The sequence below is a fragment of the Mesorhizobium sp. WSM4821 genome, from assembly GCF_055901555.1.
The window spans coordinates 300,678-319,545 of sequence record NZ_CM148371.1 but is presented as its reverse complement, the minus strand read 5'-3'; the positions used below and the strand labels follow the sequence as shown (position 1 = coordinate 319,545).

The 18,868-nt window shown below is 59.4% G+C and carries 11 protein-coding genes and 2 pseudogenes; 8 read left to right on the top strand and 5 right to left on the bottom strand.

Going from position 1 to position 18,868, the window contains the following annotated elements:
- Positions 1–130: 130 nt before the first annotated feature.
- On the bottom strand, positions 131–1,033 hold the full coding sequence (locus AC0NID_RS01425) for a dihydrodipicolinate synthase family protein (RefSeq protein ID WP_473458425.1): 903 nt from the start codon (positions 1,031–1,033) through the stop codon (positions 131–133).
- A gap of 40 nt (positions 1,034–1,073) precedes the next feature.
- Positions 1,074–2,312: a trans-sulfuration enzyme family protein gene (locus AC0NID_RS01420; protein WP_473458427.1), complete on the bottom strand. Its 1,239-nt coding sequence runs from the start codon at positions 2,310–2,312 to the stop codon at positions 1,074–1,076.
- A gap of 68 nt (positions 2,313–2,380) precedes the next feature.
- Between AC0NID_RS01420 and pdxR the strand changes: the two genes are divergently transcribed.
- From pdxR to AC0NID_RS01400, 4 genes and pseudogenes are all read left to right on the top strand, one after another.
- The gene (gene pdxR, locus AC0NID_RS01415) at positions 2,381–3,919 is read left to right on the top strand and encodes a MocR-like pyridoxine biosynthesis transcription factor PdxR (RefSeq protein ID WP_473458475.1); all 1,539 of its coding nucleotides are present in this window, start codon (positions 2,381–2,383) and stop codon (positions 3,917–3,919) included.
- Positions 3,920–4,104: 185 nt separating this feature from the next.
- On the top strand, positions 4,105–4,827 hold the full coding sequence (locus tag AC0NID_RS01410) for a B3/B4 domain-containing protein (protein ID WP_473458429.1): 723 nt from the start codon (positions 4,105–4,107) through the stop codon (positions 4,825–4,827).
- Positions 4,828–6,153: 1,326 nt separating this feature from the next.
- Positions 6,154–6,603: pseudogene (locus AC0NID_RS01405) on the top strand (FMN-binding negative transcriptional regulator); the annotation flags it as partial.
- Between the two features lie 506 nt (positions 6,604–7,109).
- A complete protein-coding gene (locus tag AC0NID_RS01400; RefSeq protein ID WP_473458477.1) occupies positions 7,110–7,952 on the top strand; it encodes a TIM barrel protein in 843 nt (280 codons plus the stop codon).
- 348 nt (positions 7,953–8,300) lie between these two features.
- Here AC0NID_RS01400 and AC0NID_RS01395 read toward each other — a convergent pair whose 3' ends face one another.
- From AC0NID_RS01395 to AC0NID_RS01385, 3 genes and pseudogenes are all read right to left on the bottom strand, one after another.
- Positions 8,301–8,951 (bottom strand): transposase, encoded by a 651-nt coding sequence (locus tag AC0NID_RS01395; RefSeq protein ID WP_473458431.1) that lies wholly within the window; start codon positions 8,949–8,951, stop codon positions 8,301–8,303.
- Positions 8,952–9,326: 375 nt separating this feature from the next.
- Positions 9,327–10,391, bottom strand: coding sequence for a LacI family DNA-binding transcriptional regulator (locus AC0NID_RS01390; protein WP_473458479.1), 1,065 nt, complete (start codon positions 10,389–10,391; stop codon positions 9,327–9,329).
- Between the two features lie 151 nt (positions 10,392–10,542).
- A pseudogene (locus AC0NID_RS01385) lies at positions 10,543–11,969 on the bottom strand (dicarboxylate/amino acid:cation symporter).
- A 1,130-nt stretch (positions 11,970–13,099) separates the two neighbouring features.
- Here AC0NID_RS01385 and nifA point away from each other — a divergent pair.
- The 4 genes from nifA to AC0NID_RS01365 all read left to right on the top strand — a co-directional run bounded on the left by nifA (position 13,100) and on the right by AC0NID_RS01365 (position 18,772).
- Positions 13,100–14,887, top strand: a complete 1,788-nt coding sequence (nifA, locus tag AC0NID_RS01380; protein WP_473458433.1) for a nif-specific transcriptional activator NifA — start codon at positions 13,100–13,102, stop codon at positions 14,885–14,887.
- 221 nt (positions 14,888–15,108) lie between these two features.
- On the top strand, positions 15,109–16,257 hold the full coding sequence (gene hisC, locus AC0NID_RS01375; protein ID WP_473458435.1) for a histidinol-phosphate transaminase: 1,149 nt from the start codon (positions 15,109–15,111) through the stop codon (positions 16,255–16,257).
- Between the two features lie 86 nt (positions 16,258–16,343).
- On the top strand, positions 16,344–17,372 hold the full coding sequence (locus tag AC0NID_RS01370) for an LLM class flavin-dependent oxidoreductase (protein ID WP_473458437.1): 1,029 nt from the start codon (positions 16,344–16,346) through the stop codon (positions 17,370–17,372).
- 284 nt (positions 17,373–17,656) lie between these two features.
- A complete protein-coding gene (locus AC0NID_RS01365) occupies positions 17,657–18,772 on the top strand; it encodes a Fic family protein (protein WP_473458439.1) in 1,116 nt (371 codons plus the stop codon).
- The last annotated feature ends 96 nt before the right edge of the window (positions 18,773–18,868 follow it).

The following is an 18,868-nucleotide window of genomic DNA, read 5'->3' as shown; positions in this document are numbered from 1 at the left end:
GACCTGTCGATCCATCGGTGATCAGCACGCCGCGCGCATTGTTCCCGATCAGATTATGGAGAACATCTCGGCTAGTCATCGAAAGGGTCGGTGCGTACATTTTTCCCTCGGCAAAATGAAGTCGCGCGGCTTACGATCCGACACCTGATCCTAGACGGTCCAGGACGCCGGCGAGCTGGCCCTTCGCCGCAGCGGAAAGCGGCTTGATTGGCCGTGGGGGCTCGGCGGAACAGATTTCGAGGAGCTCGGCGATTGCGTAGACGACGCGAAGGCTCGAGAACGTCTTGAAAAGCTCCCACACCGGGGCCAGGGTGGCGTCGATCCGGTGTGCTTCTGCGTGGTCGCCGTGCTGAGCGGCTCTGACCATCCTCAGGCAGGGGTCGGGCAAGATGCCACCGAGGACGCTGTACCATGTATCGGCGCCGGCGATCAGGGCCTCGGTGGCGTTCCAGTCGCCGCTGTAGCCGATCGAGAATCCTTTCGGCACAATTTTTTTCTGGTGCGCAAGTTGGCCTTTGATAGCATCGCCCCGGTCGGCTGAGTTTTTAATAGCGAGGATCTCAGGCAGCTGTCCCAGACGCTCGATGAGCGCTGGCGTGAAGCGAAAATGCGTGTTTGCAGGATTGTCGTAGATCACGATCGGCAGGCCGCTTTCGCGCGCCACTGTCGAAAAATGCTCGAAAACTTCGTCGTCAGTAAGCGGGGTGTAGGAAACAGCCGCGAGCAACCCCGCGGCTGCGCCAAGGGCCTTCGCATCACTTGCATAGTGTATCGCTTCATCGGTGCGCAAAGCGCCCACGCCCACCACGAGCGGGACTCGTCCACGCGTCTCGTCCAGCGCCTCGCAAATCGCCCGGCGGCGTGCCGCGCGCGACAGATACATGTAGGTGCCGGTGCTACCGAGCAGGCCGATGGAATCCACCTTTGCTGCGCAAAGCCGCGCTATCAGCTTTCGAAGCGCCAGGACATCGACGCCGCCGTCACTGTCGCTTGGCGTTATTGGGAAGGCCGAAAGGCCGCTCAGGAAAGCCATGCTGAAGCTCCCGTCGTTAGATTGGGTGAAGCGTTGGGCATCAGACCCCGTCCAGCGCCTGCTCTAGATCCGCGATCAAATCGGCGGCGTCTTCGAGCCCTACCGACAGACGCATGAGGTCGTCGCCGACTCCGTCAGGCAAATGCGCGTCCTTGCGGATTGACTTGCGCGAGCGGGTCAGGCTTGCCGGATGATAGATGAGACTGTCAGCGTCGCCGAGGCTGACCGCCCTGATGATCAGCTTGAGCCGGTCCATCATACGGCGCGCGCCCTCGAACCCCGTTTGGAGGCCGAGAGCCAACATGCCCGAGCCTTGCGACATCTGTCTGCGCGCGATCTCATGGTCGGGATGAGAGCCGAGAAATGGATAGCTAACCCAAGCCACAGCCGGGTGCGCCTCGAGCGCCTGAGCGACCGCAAGCCCAGAGACACTGTGACGCTCCATACGCAACGTGAGTGTCTTCAACCCGCGCAAAATCAGGAACGCCGACATGGGCGAGAGCGCTGCCCCGGTGAGATAGCGCAGGCCAGTTTCGCGCAGCAGGTGCAGTGTTTTCGCATCGCCCAGTATCACACCGCCCAGAGCATCGCCATGGCCATTGATGTACTTGGTCAGCGAATGGGTCACGATGTCGGCTCCGAGTTCCAGCGGACGCTGGAGGGCGGGCGAGGCGAAGGTGCTGTCGACGGCGACCTTCACGCCGCGAGAATGGGCGTGTTCCGCAATGGCAGCGATGTCGAGGATACGGCTCAGCGGGTTGATTGGCGTCTCGAAGAACACGAGACGGGTCCTGTCAGTGATGGCGCCATTGAGATTGCTCGGATTCGACAGGTCGACGGCAACGACCTTGATGCCAAACTGCGGCAGCCCCTGTTCGACCATGGCGAGCGTATTCGAATAGAGTGTCTTGTGGACAATGAGTTCGTCACCTTGCGAAAGCAGCGAAAGGATCAGCGTTCCGAAGGCGGCGATCCCCGAGGCGAGTACCAGCCCAGCTTCGGCTCCTTCGAGATTGGCGAGCCGCTTTTCGAGGATCTCGGTGGTCGGGTTGTATTCGCGTGCGTAGAGCCTTCCGCCAAGCGCTGCGACGGCTTCGTTTGCTGCCACGCTTTCAAATCCATAGGTCGATGTAAGAAACACCGGCGTCTGAACGGAATTGGAAAAGCCGGCCGGATCGTAGCCATGATGGATTGCCCGGGTGGCGAATGCGAGACCGACGTCGTTCCGGGACGGCGTTGATGTTGCCTCGGCTTCAAGCTGATCTTCGGCGCTGGTCATCGGCTTTAACCCTCTTGATTTCGGGGACAATGCCGTCACACTAACTCAGATGGAACGTCCAGTTGGCGATGAAAGAAATGGTCCAGCCTTCTCCTGCCGCGTCGACAGCTCGCTCGCAAGGTCTGGGCGCGCGCCAGATCTGCGAAGCTCTTCGCGAGCAGATCCTGGGTGGGATCTATGAAACGGGCAGCCAGCTGCCGTCGTCACGCGGCCTCGCAAATGAACTCGGTGTGTCGCGAACCACGGTCACCGTGGCGTATGATCAGCTGGTCGCCGAAGGTTTCATCGAGGTCATTCAAGGCGCAAGACCTCGCGTTGCATCTTCGCTAGTCCGAAGTAAAGAGACCAGCGCGGTGCCGAAACGGACTGGCCCGATCCACCTTTCCTGTTACGGCGAGCGACTGCGCGCAAGTCCGCCACGGCGCGATTACCTCCCCAACCACTTCAAGGTTGATTTCCGTTATGGCGACCTCGCCCCATCTGATTTCCCGGCGCTGACGTGGAAGCGTGCGATGAACGCGGCAATGTCACAAAGGCCCGGAAGGCTAGCCTATCACGATCCACGCGGCTCGCATCGCTTGCGCCAGGCGCTGCAGGGATATTTGTGGCGTGCCCGAACACTTAGCTGCCAGGTCGAGCAGATCCTCGTCGTCAGCGGATCACAACAGTGCCTCGACATGTGCGCGCGCCTGCTGCTCGATCCTTCAGACAGCTTCGTGATCGAGGATCCCTGCTATAGAATGGCGCGCCAAGTCTTTGCCAGCACAGGAGCGACGCCCGTCGCTGTCGCCGTCGATAGCGAGGGCATGAAGACCGAGCTGCTGCAGGAGATCCCAGCGCGGCTAGCCTATGTCACCCCGTCGCACCAATTCCCCCTCGGTGGCGTCTTGTCGATTTCGCGGCGGTATCAGCTCCTCGAATGGGCTCGGCGCAATGACGCCTATATTATCGAGGACGATTACGATGGCGAGTACCGGTACGACATTCGACCGGTGCCCCCGCTGCATAAGCTGGAAGACCGCAGTTCCGTAATCTATGTTGGCACGATCTCCAAGACACTGTCGCCGATGCTGCGCATCGGCTACCTGGTGGTTCCGGCCGAGTTGCAAGACGTCTTTGCGATGGCCAAGCAGCTTCTCGACAGGCATTCTCCGGTTGCGGAACAGGAGGCCTTGGCCTCACTCATTGAGAGCGGTGGTTATGAAAGCCACGTGCGCCGCGTCCGCCGTCTTAACGGGGAGCGGCGAGAGGCACTGCTTGCCGTCCTTCGACGCGCGTTCGCAGACAGCATTGCCATCGAGGGGGCCGATGCAGGGCTGCATGTCGTCGTCTGGTTCAAGGATCTTTCTCGGTCGCTGGAGGAGGTCATGGTTGAAGAGGCGCGGCGGGTCGGGGTTGGCATCCATCCGATTTCATCGCTGTACATCCGAGATCAAGACCGCGCTGATCGGATTGGATTGGTAATGGGCTATTCCGCCCTGACCATTCGGCAGATCGAGAATGGCGTTCGTCTCCTTACTGGCGCTGTCCAACGGGTCAGAAGCTTTGCCGAAGATTCGGCAAGACGCTCAATGCCCGCCCGGACAGCGAGCGGGCCTGGCTCGTGACCCCAGAGTCGCGCCGGCATTGATCGCAGACTGGATCAGCAAGACTTGCCAGGACTGGCTCTGTCGGCCAGGCCGGGTCCAGGGCAGGAGTATGCCCCCCTGGGACCGGGGAAGGGAATTCTTGAGGAGCTCTCAAATCCCGTCGAAACAAAGGCGCCCTCGCGACTGGCTTGAAGGAGGAAGCGTTGTTGGATTTTCCGCTGATCGACGAAGAAATAGCAGAGATCGCACCTGACTTTCGCGCAATCAGCATTCTTGTTGATGCACAAGACAGTGCGCGAAGCGTCATGGCTCGGGACGTGTTGGGAGAGGCTTGCGATTTCGCCCGAGCGGGGGGGCCGGCCTGGGGAGAAGCGCACTTGGCCAGTTGGGCGGAGGCATACGTCCGGTTCGGCGCGAAACCAAACCGGACTCCGTGCTCGGCGCAGGCATTGAAAAAACGGGTGGAGAAGGATGGCCGAATCCCACCAATAAATCCTGTCGTTGACCTCTACAATGCAGTGAGCCTGCGTTTCGCAATACCGATTGGCGGCGAAAATTTCGATGCATATGTCGGCAAACCGCGGCTGATGATTGCCGGAGGAACGGAGTCCTTCCACACTGTTTTGAATGGGGAAGCTGTCGTCGAAAGCCCTTACAAGGGGGAGGTCATCTGGCGCGACGATCTGGGAGCTACATGCCGCCGCTGGAATTGGCGGCAGGGCACGCGCACCCGGTTGGAGACGGTGGGCGGCCGCATGTGGTTCATTTTGGAAAGCTTGGCAACGATGCCGGAAGAGGCGCTCGAGCAGGCGGCTAACATGCTGGTGAGCGGTCTGAGAGAGCTGGCACCAGGGTGTAAGGTCTACAAGCAGGAAATCACGCCGCTAAAGCCTTTCGCCGCCAGTCTCGACAGGCGGGTCGGTTGAGGAACGTGCCCGCCCCGGTGTGATCGGTTCGCTCGCAACCAGTGTGCGTTCCTTTGCGGCTGGGTCTCCTGGGGCTGCGAAGGTCAATAGGCGGTAACGCCTCTGGCCATTTCGTACTCAGCAGGCCAGCGGAAGGTGCACCGCATTCATAATTCGACCCAGCGCCACGGTCCAAAGATTACGCACCTCTTCGGGTTGCTGCTTTGATCAATCTCGATGTCAGACGCCAGTCCTGGCACTCCAAGCCAGTATAACATTTCGTGGCGAAAGCCGGATGGAATTCGGATCGAAGCGGTCGCGAGACATCTGCCATCCTTGGGCAGACTCGTGGCTCCGCCGAGGGGGATGCGGATGATGATTCATTCCGGTTGCCTTATCGGGGGGCGACCACGGCAGTTGTACCCGATCCGCCCTCGGCCGCGTGTGCCTGCCGTGCTGCAGTGCTCGATCACCGACATGACCTTGAGCTGCCGAGGCTGAACTGGCCTGCATGCGCGACCTGATAGGCAGGCCGGGCACGGAGCATATCGGCGATCTCGATCGAGTCGCCGCACGGGCGAGCTCTCCGCCTGCTTGAAAAGGCTAAGTTCTCGCGCGGACTGGCCTGCAGCATATCTACAGGTCAGGCTTGCGTAGAGGGCCGTGTGTCGAGCTTGCTTCCCCCCAAGAAGGACCCGGGTAATTCCGACGTCGGCGCCGGTCTCAAGGCGTGGCGAAGCTGTGACGCAGCGTGTGCCGGCCGGACCCCTTGACGGTTTTGGTGCTGTTGCAGTCTCGGCGACGATCCGATGGATCTGCAGCGTCGGGTAATCGCGTGCTGCCCCGGGAACAGCCAGCCGTCGCAACGACGCCCGACCTTCCATCCGTAGCGCAGTCGGCCAAGCCGGCCGGCCGACAGCATGGCATCAAGGCACCGCGCGCCGTGCCAGGCTCGATAGGAAGCAGCATGCGCTCGTGGTGGCCGTGGGCCACAATGCACCGGCCGCTCCTCCTTCCTTGAACGAGCCGCACGAGTTGCGCCATCTCCGGGGTAGATGTCTTCAACAGCACCCATCAGGGCCGCCAGAGAGATTGCCCCTGATTCTATCTTTATCGCGGGCAACTCGATCGGTAGCACCAGGCTGGCCACGGCGGACCCACGGACGGTTGAGCCAGACATATCGGGGCGCAGAAGCCGTGGAGGGCCTCTCTGTTGGATCGCCAAATTATTAGCCCGATGATCCGGCACGCCATGCCACTTCACCAACTGGACGGCTTCAAATGTAACTAACTGGCTGTTTCCAGAGGGCCAGATTGCAAGTATCTGATCTGTAACTCACACACGGAGTTCCGCCGCTGGGCGACGGCTTGGCCATGTTCATGGGGCCGGACGCTTATGTGACGCCGGCATGGTATGCGGCTAAGCGGGAAGCCGGGAAGGTCGTCCCGACTTGGAATTACATCGCCGTCCACGCCTATGGTCCGGTCGAGTTCTTCGAGCGTGCGGGAAGACTGCTGGACGTCGTGAAACGTCTGACTGACCACCACGAGGGCAAGCGCGCCTCGCCTTGGGCGGTGTCGGATGCACCGCCGGATTTTGTACAGGCGCAACTCCGCGGAATCGTTGGCTTGCGCATGCCGATCACGAAGCTGGAGAGCAAGCGCAAACTGAGTCAGAACCGGAACGCGGCCGACCGCGCTGGCGTGGCTGCGGGCCTTGCGGCGAGCGAGCGGGCATCTGACCGCGAGATCGTCGCTCTCAAGATAATCATGAACTTTGTCGGAATGAACCAATGATGCCAGGACTGACCCCATTCGCCCTGTACCTCGCCGCGGCCTCCGTGCTCGCCATCACGCCCGGTCCACGGAGAGTCTATGTTGTCGCCCGCAGTCTCGCCGGCTGTCACGCCGATTGCGTTCAACACGCTCGCCGACACGTTGCCCTTGTGGCCAGCCGGCATTCAAGGCCGCACGGCAGCGCGTCCTGGATGGATCCAGAGCCTGAGGGAGGGGGTCGGAGAGGCGCTATGATCGCGCTGGGCACCTCGCTACGAAGAAGCAGCCTGCCACATCAGTTTGGCTCCGGAATCGGTTCAGCATCTTTCCGGGCGCCTTCTCTGCGGAAGAAACTCTTCCGTCATTTCGCAGCAGATCAATGTTCTCAAGAGGCGCGGTAGTATCCGTTGCGTGAAAGTCGGCTCACAATGAATCACGATCGTGTGAATAGAGAGCGGGTCAGTTCGATTGGCTCGCCTCCCCATGCCGATCATTTCGGCCAAACGGCAGAAGCCAGTCAGCCGAGAATGGCGGCCGCCTTTATGAATGAAAGCCACTCAGTGCGCGAGGCGCCAGTTCGGTTTGCACTTGACCACATGGCGACGCCCGGACTTGACGTCAGCATGTTCTTCGCGCTCGCCCGCGATCTCGGTCTGACCGACGTGCAAATCCGGAATAATCCCTGCAGTAGCGCTGTTATGCGCGGCAAGCCGCCGGCGGATGTTCGGTCTGCCGCTGCGGAAGCGGGCGTCACGATTATCTCAGTCAACGCCCTACAGCGGTTCAACGAATGGACTCCCGCTCGTAAGGCCGAGGCCAGCAAGCTCGCCGATTATGCGGCCGCCTGTGGCGCTCAGGCGCTCATGCTGGTGCCGGTGAACGACGGTTCGTGGTCCGCCAATGGCGAGCGCAATGGCAATCTCCGCGTCGCCTTGAAGGCGCTCAAGCCGATACTTCAGTCGCGGGGTCTGATCGGACTCATCGAACCGGTTGGCTTCCAGACCTCCTCGCTTCGATCGAAGAACGAAGCGGCTAACGCTATTGTCTGGGTTGATGGCCAGTCCGTCTTCCGGCTTGTGCACGATACATTCCACCACACGCTCGCCGGCGAGACGTCCTTCTTCTGCGATCTGACCGGTCTCGTGCACATTTCAGGCATAAACGATCCAACCTTCTGGGTTCACCCGGATCACATCTTGGGAGGTTCCGACAATTGCAGCCAGATCCGGGCGCTACTCGATGGCGGCTATACGGGCCCCTTTTCTCTTGAGCTCGTCGAGGAAGTCCACGCGTTGAATGACTCTGCAGGCGCATTTGCCGCCAGCATTGATCTCATCCGAAACGGGCTACTGGCGCGAGTGCCGGTCTAAGGCGCGTAGGCAACTTGAGCGGACAAATCATTCGAGATCGCTCCTGTGTCCCGCTCATGCAGATGCTTGCCGGACCGCCTTGGGCGGCCGCGGCAGTACCATGGGTCCGCAGAGGGCGGCGGGAATTTTCGGACGAAGGAGCAACTGGTGGCGGACAAGGGCGAGCGCGCGAAGCCAACCGCAGGTGCTCCTGAGGTGATCCTTTCTAGGACCGCGGTCGCGCAGCTGCTGCTTCACCTAGCCTGGCCTCTACGGGATCGCCGACGCCCGGTTCCTCCGATCAGAAGCGCCGGTGCCAGACCCGTAGCTATGAGCTCTCGGATAGCGCGTCGGACAAGAATTTCAGCGTTATTGAAACCCCAGCTTCCTCTTCAGTTCCGCGTTCTCCTTGCGCAGGCGTTCCGCGAGCAGGCTCTTCAGTCGTTTGTTTTCATCCTCAAGAGCGACGAGGTCCTTCAGATCGTCACCAACCGATGCAGGCAGTGCAGCTTTCTTCCATTGATAGTAGGTCTGTTCCGAGATACCGGCCTGCTTTACGGCGCTCTTGTGAGTGGCGCCGCCACTGATAGACTTCTGGATCAGGGCGAGCATCTGGGCCCGCTCCTTTTCAGAGTAGATCTTACGCCCGGTCCGCACGGCCGCTGCTTGCTCCGCCTGAGACGCCGCATCGGGCGCATTCTTCCGAGCAGGCCTGGGCTCCGCCTTCGCTTTCGGCGACCGTTGGGCATTCTTCTTTTGAGGCCTCTCTACTTTGGCTGCCGGTTGCGTTGTGGTTGTTACTGGTTCTGGGTCCAGGGAATTTGCCATGAGATACTCCGCTCGCGGTTTCTGAATGTGTTCAGCATCAAGCGCTACAACACTTGAGTCAACAGGGGGACCATTTGGCAACTCCATCTCCTCGAGTTCCCTTGTTGTCTCGGCCATTGCTGCGGTAAGATCGACACCGCTCCAGATCGAACCACTCCGTTTTTGAGAGCTGCGCTTCTGTTTGATCTCCACCGTGAAAGCTCGGGGCTGCCGCCTCATAGGTCGTTCCTTGTTGAACACGAATTATGCAGGAAGTCGCGGAAGACGACGAATGAAGGTCTGGCCGCCTCTTCTGTAGCCGAGCTATATGCATCCGACCGCCCGAGCAAGCCCTGCTGGCGACGCACACACCTGAACAGACCGGTTCCTATGAGCACCTGAGAGCAAGTAGGCAATGCCATGCTTAGCTTCACTAACGTGATTGAATGGAGGCGATCCCCCAGCACGGCTTTGCCCTCGATCTGAATGAGCAGAGCCTACACTTCATTTGAAATGCGCATACCGTCCCGAGTGGAGTGCGCGGCAATTATGAAAGGAATGTCGGCCATGGCGATAGATCGCATCATTTCAGATGTTTTCCGGCAGATAGATGTCAAACGGGAGAAATGTCTGCCCCGGCGTCTCCGCAGTGCCGGTCTTGATAGCGCGATCCATCAGCAACGTCAGCTCCTGGCAAAGTCGGCGCAGCGGCGTCGCCACCGCCATCGTAATGATGTCGTTCGCGAGGGCCGACCGCGACTCCGGCGTGATTTCATTCACGATCGCGACGAGATCCTGGCCTTTGTCCTCTTCCCGGAGCGCGGAGATAGCCCCCTCCATACCACCGCCTGCCATGTAGAAGCCGACGAGCTCAGGTTCCCGGTGCATAAGATCCAGCAGCGCCTCGTAGGTGATCTGTCGCTTCTCAAGATTGACGAGCGTATCCAGCACCTCGAATGCTGGCTCGTTCTCACGGAAATAGGAGCGAAACCCGCTTTCCCGCAGCTCATGACCGTGGAAACGGTGGCTGCCGACGAACACGGCCACCTTGCCGGACCGTTTAGCGACCTTGGAGAACATCCAGGCTGCCGTGCGACCGACGCTGCGGTTGTTGAGACCTATGTAACCCTCGCGCACGCCCGCGGCGAAGTCAGAAAGCAGCGAAAAGACCGGGATGCCCTTCGCCTTGAGCTCCTCGACTGCTGCGGTGATCTTTGGGTGATCTGGCGCCACCATGGCGATCGCGTGGCATCGGCTACCAAGATCCTTAAGCAGTGCCGTCAGATCCCCAGGCAAATGTGACGGTGCGAATTCGATGAGCGGAATGCCGTGGAAACAGTGGGCCGAACTGACAGACGCCTCGACCTCGCGCGCGAACTCCCGGTAGAAATGCTGGGCCGGTTTTCTCAAGATGAAGCCTAGCCGGTAGCGCGGCAGGTCCTGTCGCATGCGCTGTTTGATAAGTCCCGCATTATGATAGCCGATCGCTTGGGCCGCGTGGTGAACGCGCCGCACGGTCTCCTCCCGCACCGGAAGGCGAGCGTTCAGGACCCGATCGACCGTTGCCACGCTCACCCCGGCTTCGCGGGCGAGATCGGCAATTGTAGGGCGCTTTGCCGTTGCTCCAATTTTGATCGCCTGGCTCTCCGTCATCACGTGCATCCCGGCGATGAATTGCGGCGGCAACCTGAACATTTCGGCATCCTCGCCGATCGACGGCCCATACAGTGAACAGCGCTCTGGACGCACCTGGGCGCGTCTCGGTCTAGGGTCCGTTTTTTTAGGGCGTTCATGTTTCTTGTCCTCACCGTTTGGTGCTTCTGATCTGTGGCCCCGCGAAGCGCTGTGTAGACCCAGCGAGCCGATTGTTTGGTGCTGATGAGCCCGGCGCGTTGGCTGGTCGCGCTGCAGCAATCTTGCCGGGGCGAGGGGCGCTTAATCTCTCGAGCAACCCCTGAAGGCGGATTTCATGCGCGTTTCGTCCAGTTCGCCTTCCCAGCGGGCGACAACCAGCGAGGCCACCGCGTTGCCGACCACGTTCGTCAGCGCTCGGCATTCGGACATGAAGCGGTCCACGCCCAGGATCAGAGCCATCCCAGCAACGGGAACGCTTGGTATTACGGAGAGCGTAGCGGCCAAGGTGATGAAGCCGGCGCCAGTTATACCTGCGGCACCCTTCGAGGAAAGCATCGCGACGAGCAATAGGAGGATCTGGTCATAAACCGACAAGTGCGTGTTCGTCGCCTGGGCCAGGAAGAGGGCGGCGAGCGTCATGTAGATATTGGTGCCGTCCAGATTGAAGGAATATCCAGTGGGGATGACGAGACCCACGACGGAACGCTTGGCGCCGGCCTTCTCCATCTTCTCCATCAGCGAAGGCAGCGCGGCCTCCGAGGAGGACGTTGCCAGGACCAGCAGCAGCTCTTCCTTTATGTAGCGTATGAGAGAGAAAATCGAGAAGCCGTTATATCGGCAGACGGCGCCAAGAACCCCGAAGACGAAGAGGAAGGCGGTGAAATAGAACGTCGCGACCAGCATGGCGAGGTTGGCCACCGAACCGATGCCGAATTTGCCGATGGTGAAGGCCATGGCGCCAAAAGCGCCGACAGGCGCAGCCCGCATCAGAATGCCGACCAGCTTGAACACCGGCGCGAGGAGCGCCTGAAGCAAAGAAAGCACAGGCTTGCCCGTGTCGCCGACCATCGCGAGAGCGATTCCGAACAGAACCGAGAAGAACAGGACCTGCAGGATGTCGCCGTCCGCGAAGGCACTAACGATCGTTGAGGGAATAATGTTCATCAGGAAGCCGGTCACCGACTGGTCATGGACCTTGGCGGCATAGCCCTTCACGGCCTGGGCATCGAGCGAGGCCGGATCGATGTTCAGTCCGGCACCTGGCTGAACGACATTTGCGACAATGAGACCGACAATCAATGCGAGACTCGAGAAGGTGAGGAAATAGATCATTGCCTTGCCGGCGACCCGGCCGACCTTCTTGAGGTCATTCATGCCGGCAATGCCGGTCGTCACGGTTAGAAAGATCACCGGCGCGATGATCATCTTGACGAGCTTGATGAAGGCATCCCCAAGCGGTTTCAGGCTCTCGCCGACGTCCGGGTAGAAATACCCAACTGCGACACCCAGCGCGATGGCGGTAAGCACCTGAATATAGAGTTGAGCGTAGAAGGCCTTGCGGGTCGCTGGACCCGCGCTTCGGATTGGTGAAACCAACAGCTTTTCTCTCCCTGACCGGATCGGGGGCTGGGCCCTCCTCCCTTCCCGCGCTTCTCCCATCGCGGCGCTCCGGTCACGCGCTGCTGGCATGTGGCCGCAAGTTTTGTGCCAAGTGGAGGCCCGCGCCCAAATATGTGTATCCCTCCGCTTGGGAGGCAGCCTCAGCAAGGGCGGGTTGTGCGGGTTTTCGCACTGTTGCCGTCATCTCGGGCGAAATCCCGCACTTACGCCCAGCTTTGCACCCATGGCTGTAAGCCCACCAGTCGGTATCCGGTATCCCCCGTGCCTGTTCGCTTCTTGGTCGTATTTGCGACCTGTCCGGGCGCGGAAGTGGAGGACTCCCTACACGACCGGACTCTTACTGCTCTCCCGCTGCTGCCCTGGCCTCTCGACGGTCGTCGACAAGACCGAATGGTTCACCCGACCTGGCGCATCGGTGCGAGTCAGAAGATGCTTCGTAGCGCGAACACTTTTAGCCGTTCGACGACACTTCGGGCCGTACTGTCCGCCGCAGCCGCCCTAATGCCGACAACAAGCGTCGACCTCGGCGGGCTCAGCGTGCCGGGCATCCGTGAACACGCCGGGTAGCTTTGCCGTCGACGTGGATCTGTCGGCAAATCTGATGGAATTCTATCATGTCCGCCTGCTTTCCTTTCATAAATGCGAGAAAAGCTCGGTTGACTAGCCCATCCTCATCCCGCTCTGTAGGGCAACGTGTGGTTGCGCCCCAGAGCCTGAACCGCGCCTCAGTTCAGTAAGGATAGCCAAGCCATGCATCAAGCCTTGCCTCCGGCCTCTTTCGTGCTTGCCCCTCGTCAGCGCCTGACGGACGCCCGAAACCGTGACCCACTCTTGATCCTATGCAAGGCAGTACGTCACCTGCGGAACTCTGGCGCACTGCCGCCGACACATCACGACTACCCGCATCAACGTCAAGCGTTCCGGCAAGCGGCACCCACGCGCGAGCAAGTTCGCCAATCATGCGGCGGCTCGTGGGGCGAAGACATGCTTGTTGATGCCGGCCATCGATGGCTCGGACCCTGATGCGATCTGATGCGTCTACGCCGGGGGACATCGCAGATCCAGGTGGCGCGGCGTTGCTGTCGCGGCCCAAGATCGAGGATGACATGTCAGATCAGAACAATGGTCGCCAAGCTGAAGACGATGCTGAGGAGACTTCGTCAAGCTGCACATCACTCCACGACTCCAAAAGGGATGACTGGGAACCCGCGATTCTGCCCTCGCGCGCGAGCGCGCTTGCGGGCATCCACGAAATTTCGAAGGCACTCACCGCCTCCTCCGCGCTCGAGGTCAGGCTGGCCAAGGTCGTAGATCTGCTGCGATCGTTCCTTCAGATGCGGCACGGCATCATCTCACTTGTCGACTCTGATGGCGAACTGGAAATCATCGCAGGCGCCGACCGGACCGAGAGCTGCAGTGAGCGCTGCCGGACGTACCTGCCGCGGAATGCAATCGACCAGGTTTTGGCGACGGATAAGCCGCTGGTCACCGAGAACATCGCGGTTCATTCGGCTTTCACCGCCGCCGACAGGGACGTGCTCGGGGCTTCCGACTACATACCAGTGTCCTTCATCGGCGTTCCCATTCGCGTCGATGCAAATGTGGTCGGCACGCTGACCGTCGACCACGCACTGGGCCATGGTTCAAGAGTTTGGCTCGATTACGGCCTATGTCTGCTCCCGCTAATCGCCAACTTGGTAGGGCAGACAGTGAAGTCGCATCGCTCTTTCGAGGGCGGCCGCGAGCAACCGCTGGCAAGGCAGGACTTGGTGCCGAAGCAGAAGCGCCTGGCCCCGCAGCCTAACAGAACTCACGTGGAGGGGATGATTGGCAACAGTTTGGCGTTGCGCGGCCTACTTGAGAAAGTTGCGCTCGTCGCCAAGGCCAAGATTGCGGTTCTGTTGCGAGGCGAATCCGGTACCGGGAAGGAGCTGGTCGCCAAGGCCATCCACGAATTGTCCCCGCGCGCCAAGCGGCCCTTCATCAAGCTCAATTGCGCGGCGCTGCCCGAGACTGTGCTGGAATCCGAATTGTTCGGCCATGAGAAGGGAGCATTCACGAGCGCTTTCAACTCGCGCAAGGGGCGATTTGAGCTCGCCGACAAGGGGACATTGTTCCTGGACGAGATCGGCGAGATTTCGGCCTCGTTCCAGGCAAAGCTGTTGCGCGTGCTGCAGGAGCAGGAGTTTGAGCGCGTCGGGGGCAACCAGACCATCAAAGTCGACGTCCGCATCATCGCCGCCACCAACAAGAACCTGGAAGAGGCAGTTGCCAGAAACGAGTTCCGTGCCGACCTCTACTACCGCATCAGTGTTGTTCCCTTGCTGGTGCCGGCGTTACGCGAAAGGCGCAGCGATATTCCGCTCCTTGCAGCTGAGTTTCTCAAGAATTTCAACGATGAGAACGGCCTTATGTTGACGTTCGATCCGAGCGCAATCGAAGTGCTGATAAACTGTGACTTTCCCGGCAACATTCGCGAACTGGAAAATTGCGTGTATCGGACCGCGGTTCTGGCCGCGGGGCCATCAATCGGGAAAGAAGACTTTGCATGCTGCCAGGGCAAATGCTTCGCCGAGGCGCTGCATAATTGCAAGCTTGGCAAAGTCGCGCTGCAACCTTCGCCGTTCGGGCCGCTGCCACTGGGTCGGGCTGTACCGCCGGCTGCTAGGGTTAGTTCTGCCTCCGTCGCAGCCCCATCAGACACCCTAGGGCAGCCGCCGCTGAACGCAGCTGGGGTCGTCCACTCCGCGAGAATGGCCGATGCCGAACGTGTCATCCAGGCGATGGAGAGATGTGGCTGGGTCCAGGCGAAGGCGGCACGCCTGCTCGGACTGACGCCGCGCCAGATTGGCTACGTGTTGAGGAAATACGGCATCGAGATCAAGCGTCTTTGAACAAATCACCGAGCCGAGCAGCTGGGACAATAAAGCATTCGTGCCTTGGCGCCTTGAGACGAGTGATGCGGTGCTCGTCCAATTCCGATCCGATCCCATAGGCCGCGCTGCCCCCACGGTAGTCCCCACGAGCGGTCTGACGGCGGCGCTTTCGGTGGTCCAGCCTATGTCTCAATCCCAACTCGTGCCCGACACACGGAAACAGAAACGGAGAAAAATTGATGTCTGATGCAAAACTGCAAACTGTGCTTTCTTCCCTCTCGCAAGTCGCGAGACAGTTGGATGTTCTGCTGTCCGACAAACCGGCGTCGGATCCTTGTTGCGTCAAGCTAAACACGAACGAGAACCCGTTTCCGTTGCCGGAAGCCATAATGCGAAGTGCGATGGCCGCTCTCGGACAGCAATATCTATATCCAGAAGACGACAACGCCAGCTTGAGGCAAGCAGCGTCGGAAGCCTACGGCGTCTCGAAGGATCAGGTGATCGCCGGAAACGGATCGTCTGAACTGCTCGGGCTTATCTACAGAGCTTTTCTGGTTCCAGGAGACAGAATGGCGATGTTGTCGCCCGGTTTTTCGTTCAACCGAAAACTTGCCCGTTTGCAGGGTGCCCAATTCATCGAAATCGGATGGGGCGCGGATCATTCCTTGCCCGTCGACGACTTGCTCTTGGGACCAGCAAAAGATGCCAAGTTCATTCTGCTGGCTAACCCAAACAATCCCACCGGAACGTTCGTTCCTGTGGCCGATGTCGAACGCCTGGTCTCACAATCAGACCGCCTGATTGTGTTGGATGAGGCGTATGTCGATTTTGCACCGGACAATGGTCTGCATCTCCTCAATCGTTATCCAAACCTCCTGATCTTGAGAACATTCTCGAAAAGCTATGCCACCGCCGGCGTTCGCGTCGGTTTCGGACTTGGCCACCCTGAAGTCATTGGCAGGCTGCGGGAGCTCCAGAACGTCTTCAACATGAATGTGATCGGTCAGGCTGTTGGCATCAGTGTGCTTGGGCACCGCGGCGCCTATGCCGAGAACCATAGGCACATCAAGCATGAAAGACAGCGAGTGACGGTGGCACTGTCGAAACTCGGATTTTCCGTAATACCTTCTCACGCAAATTTCCTGCTAGCGCGTGTGCCAGCGGGGCAGGAAGGCTCATGGTGGCAAGCAGCCTTGGAAAGGCAAAAGATACTCGTTGCCTTCTTTGAGGATGCAGGGCTGGAAAATTACATCCGTGTCAGCATTGGTACAAAAGCCGAGATGGATGAATTTCTCGAGGTCGCCACAGAGATAGCTGCAAGGGCGAAGGAAACGATCCCGTTGTGCCGTCCGTCAGCGGCCGCTGCTTCTGCCTTAGCCAGTCGGTAGTTCCCCGGCGATTTCAGCGCACCATTAATTTGAATTTGCTTGCACCATTGCGAGCCACGAACTGTTGCAAAGAGTTGGAGAAATTCGTGAAGAATGCCTTCCCCGGCGGCCTAACCTTCGGCATATTCGACCATCTGGACGAGGACGGCTGCGAGATTGCGCGGCAATACGCCGATCGCCTGAGTTTGGCAGAGGCGTGCGACGAGCTTGGCTTCTACGCATATCATCTGGCAGAGCACCACTGCACTCCGCACGGGATGGGGCCATCGCCGAATCTGTTCTTATCCAGCGTCGTCCAACGCACCCGGCACCTTCGCGTCGGCCCGATGGTAATGCTCCTTGCCCTTTATCATCCGCTGCGTGCGTTCGAGGAGATCTGCATGCTAGACCAATTGAGTGGTGGCAGAGTCGAACTGGGTATAGGGCGCGGCTCTCTCCCAGTCGAACTGGGTTACTTCGGGATTGCTGCGGAGGCGGCGCCAGGTCACTATGCGGAAGCCAGCGAAATCCTCATCAAGGCGATGAAGGGCGACACGCTGTCCTATCGCGGCCGCCATTTTGAGTTGAATGACGTCCCTTTGACGCTGAGATCGCATCAGCGCCCCCATCCACCGACATGGATCGCCACCAATAGACCCGAGTCGGCCAGCTGGGCCGCTGCAAGTGGTGCCAACATCGCGTGCCTGGGACCTGCCTCTTCGGTTCGCAGAATAACGGATGCATTCCGAGCCTGCCGGGAGCGCAGTGCCGACGGGGACGAGCGACATCCATTTCTTGGGATGCTCCGCATGGTCGTGATCGCGCGATCTGAAGCAGATGCATATGCGCTTGCGGCACCCGCTTACGATCGATGGCTCAAGAGCTTCAGGTTCCTCTACGATCTCAATGCGCTCCAGACACCCCCCAATCTGCCGCTGAGCTTGGATGCAGCAATCGAGAGCGAGTTGTGCGTGGTGGGAACGGCATCTTCCGCGCGACAAGTTCTTCTTGATCAGCTCGAAGAGGCCGGTGCTAATTATCTACTTTGCCAACTTGCGTTTGGGAATCTGTCCTTAGACGCTTCGCTATACACCGCAAGGACGATCCAATCTGAAATCATGGCTCGAGTTACCTGACGTGAATGCGCGTTCCGCGTTCCGAGTTGAATTTCTCCGGCGCACCGGTCCCGCGCATGTGCCGACATTGTGCTTGGTGTGTGGTGGAGGGCTCGCACGCTTGTGGAGGCCCTAGATAGTTGGAGCGACCGGCCTGCCGATTAAGAAATCGCCTTGATTTCGTTTCGCGAGACAGGGCGAACTTGTGCGTACCAGGGCAAAACCCCGGTTTCTGAGGCATAGAGAGGATTGCTATAGCTCAGAATTCGTGCCACCATGAGTTATAAAAAGGTGCGCTATAACTCATGGCATGGAATTGGGAGCAGGCTGACTGGCCATGTTTTACCTACGACAAGACGGCATTGGAACCGCTGGAAAGCGAGTTCCTGTTGCGATCGGGCGAGTTCCTGGGTGTCTTTCGTCATGTCGGCGCCGACGATCGCGACCAGATCCGCGTCGACCTTATCAGCGAAGAGGCCTTGAAGACGTCAGCGATTGAAGGCGAGTACCTCAACCGCGAGAGTCTGCAATCATCCCTGCGCCAGCAACTTGGGCTGGGCGGCGAGACCAGGCGCATTCCACCTGCCGAGCGCGGCATCGCTGAAATGATGGTCGATTTGTATTTGCATTTTTCCGATACCCTCTCGCATCGCACGCTCTTCGCCTGGCACAAGATGGTGATGTCGGGTGAACGGCGTATCGAGACCATCGGCAACTATCGCCAGCATGCCGATGCTATGCAGATCGTTTCCAATCGGCTGGATAAGCCCAAAGTGCATTTCGAGGCACCTCCCTCAGCGTGGGTAAAAGCCGAAATGGATGCTTTCACCGCTTGGTTCAACGATACCGCGCCTAAAGGTAAGACGCCGCTCCCGGCGTTGACCCGAGCCGGTATCGCGCACCTTTATTTCGAGAGCATCCACCCATTTGAGGATGGCAACGGCCGCATCGGGCGTGCCCTTTGCGAAAAGACGCTTGCTCAAAGCCTGGGTGAGCCAAGTCTCATCGCTTTGGCATACACGATCGAACGCCATCGCAAGGCCTATTATGACAACCTGCAGGCCAGCAATAAGAGCAACGCGGTAACACATTGGCTGCTCTACTTTGCCAACACGATCCTTGAGGCGCAGCGTGTAACGCTTGCCCGTGTCGAATTCTCCGTCGCCAAGGCCAAGTTTTACGAACGCTACCGAAACCAGTTCAACGAGCGGCAGGAAAAGGTCATCGCCCGAATGTTCCGCGAAGGCATCGACGGCTTCAAAGGAGGGCTCAGCGCCGAGAATTATATCGCCATCACTCAAGCATCGCGCGCGACGGCGACAAGAGATCTGCAAGACCTCGTTTCCAAGGGCGCGATGATAAGAACTGGCGAACGGCGACACACACGTTACGCCCTGAACATTCTGGATGACCGCAGGTAAACCGCAGCACAGATTTATTGCCACCTTAATCGCGTAGCGACAGGTGCGAAGTTTTGAGCAAAAAAGGTCTATGAATCCAGGATCGCGCTGGGCAAA

Excerpts from the sequence above, each read along its gene's own strand:
- AC0NID_RS01425 (WP_473458425.1), bottom strand. The coding sequence starts at position 1,033 with ATGGCTTTCCTGAGCGGCCTTTCGGCCTTCCCAATAACGCCAAGCGAC.
- AC0NID_RS01420 (WP_473458427.1), bottom strand. The coding sequence starts at position 2,312 with ATGACCAGCGCCGAAGATCAGCTTGAAGCCGAGGCAACATCAACGCCG.
- pdxR (WP_473458475.1), top strand. The coding sequence starts at position 2,381 with ATGAAAGAAATGGTCCAGCCTTCTCCTGCCGCGTCGACAGCTCGCTCG.
- AC0NID_RS01400 (WP_473458477.1), top strand. The coding sequence starts at position 7,110 with ATGGCGGCCGCCTTTATGAATGAAAGCCACTCAGTGCGCGAGGCGCCA.
- AC0NID_RS01390 (WP_473458479.1), bottom strand. The coding sequence starts at position 10,391 with ATGACGGAGAGCCAGGCGATCAAAATTGGAGCAACGGCAAAGCGCCCT.
- nifA (WP_473458433.1), top strand. The coding sequence starts at position 13,100 with ATGTCAGATCAGAACAATGGTCGCCAAGCTGAAGACGATGCTGAGGAG.
- hisC (WP_473458435.1), top strand. The coding sequence starts at position 15,109 with ATGTCTGATGCAAAACTGCAAACTGTGCTTTCTTCCCTCTCGCAAGTC.
- AC0NID_RS01365 (WP_473458439.1), top strand. The coding sequence starts at position 17,657 with ATGGCATGGAATTGGGAGCAGGCTGACTGGCCATGTTTTACCTACGAC.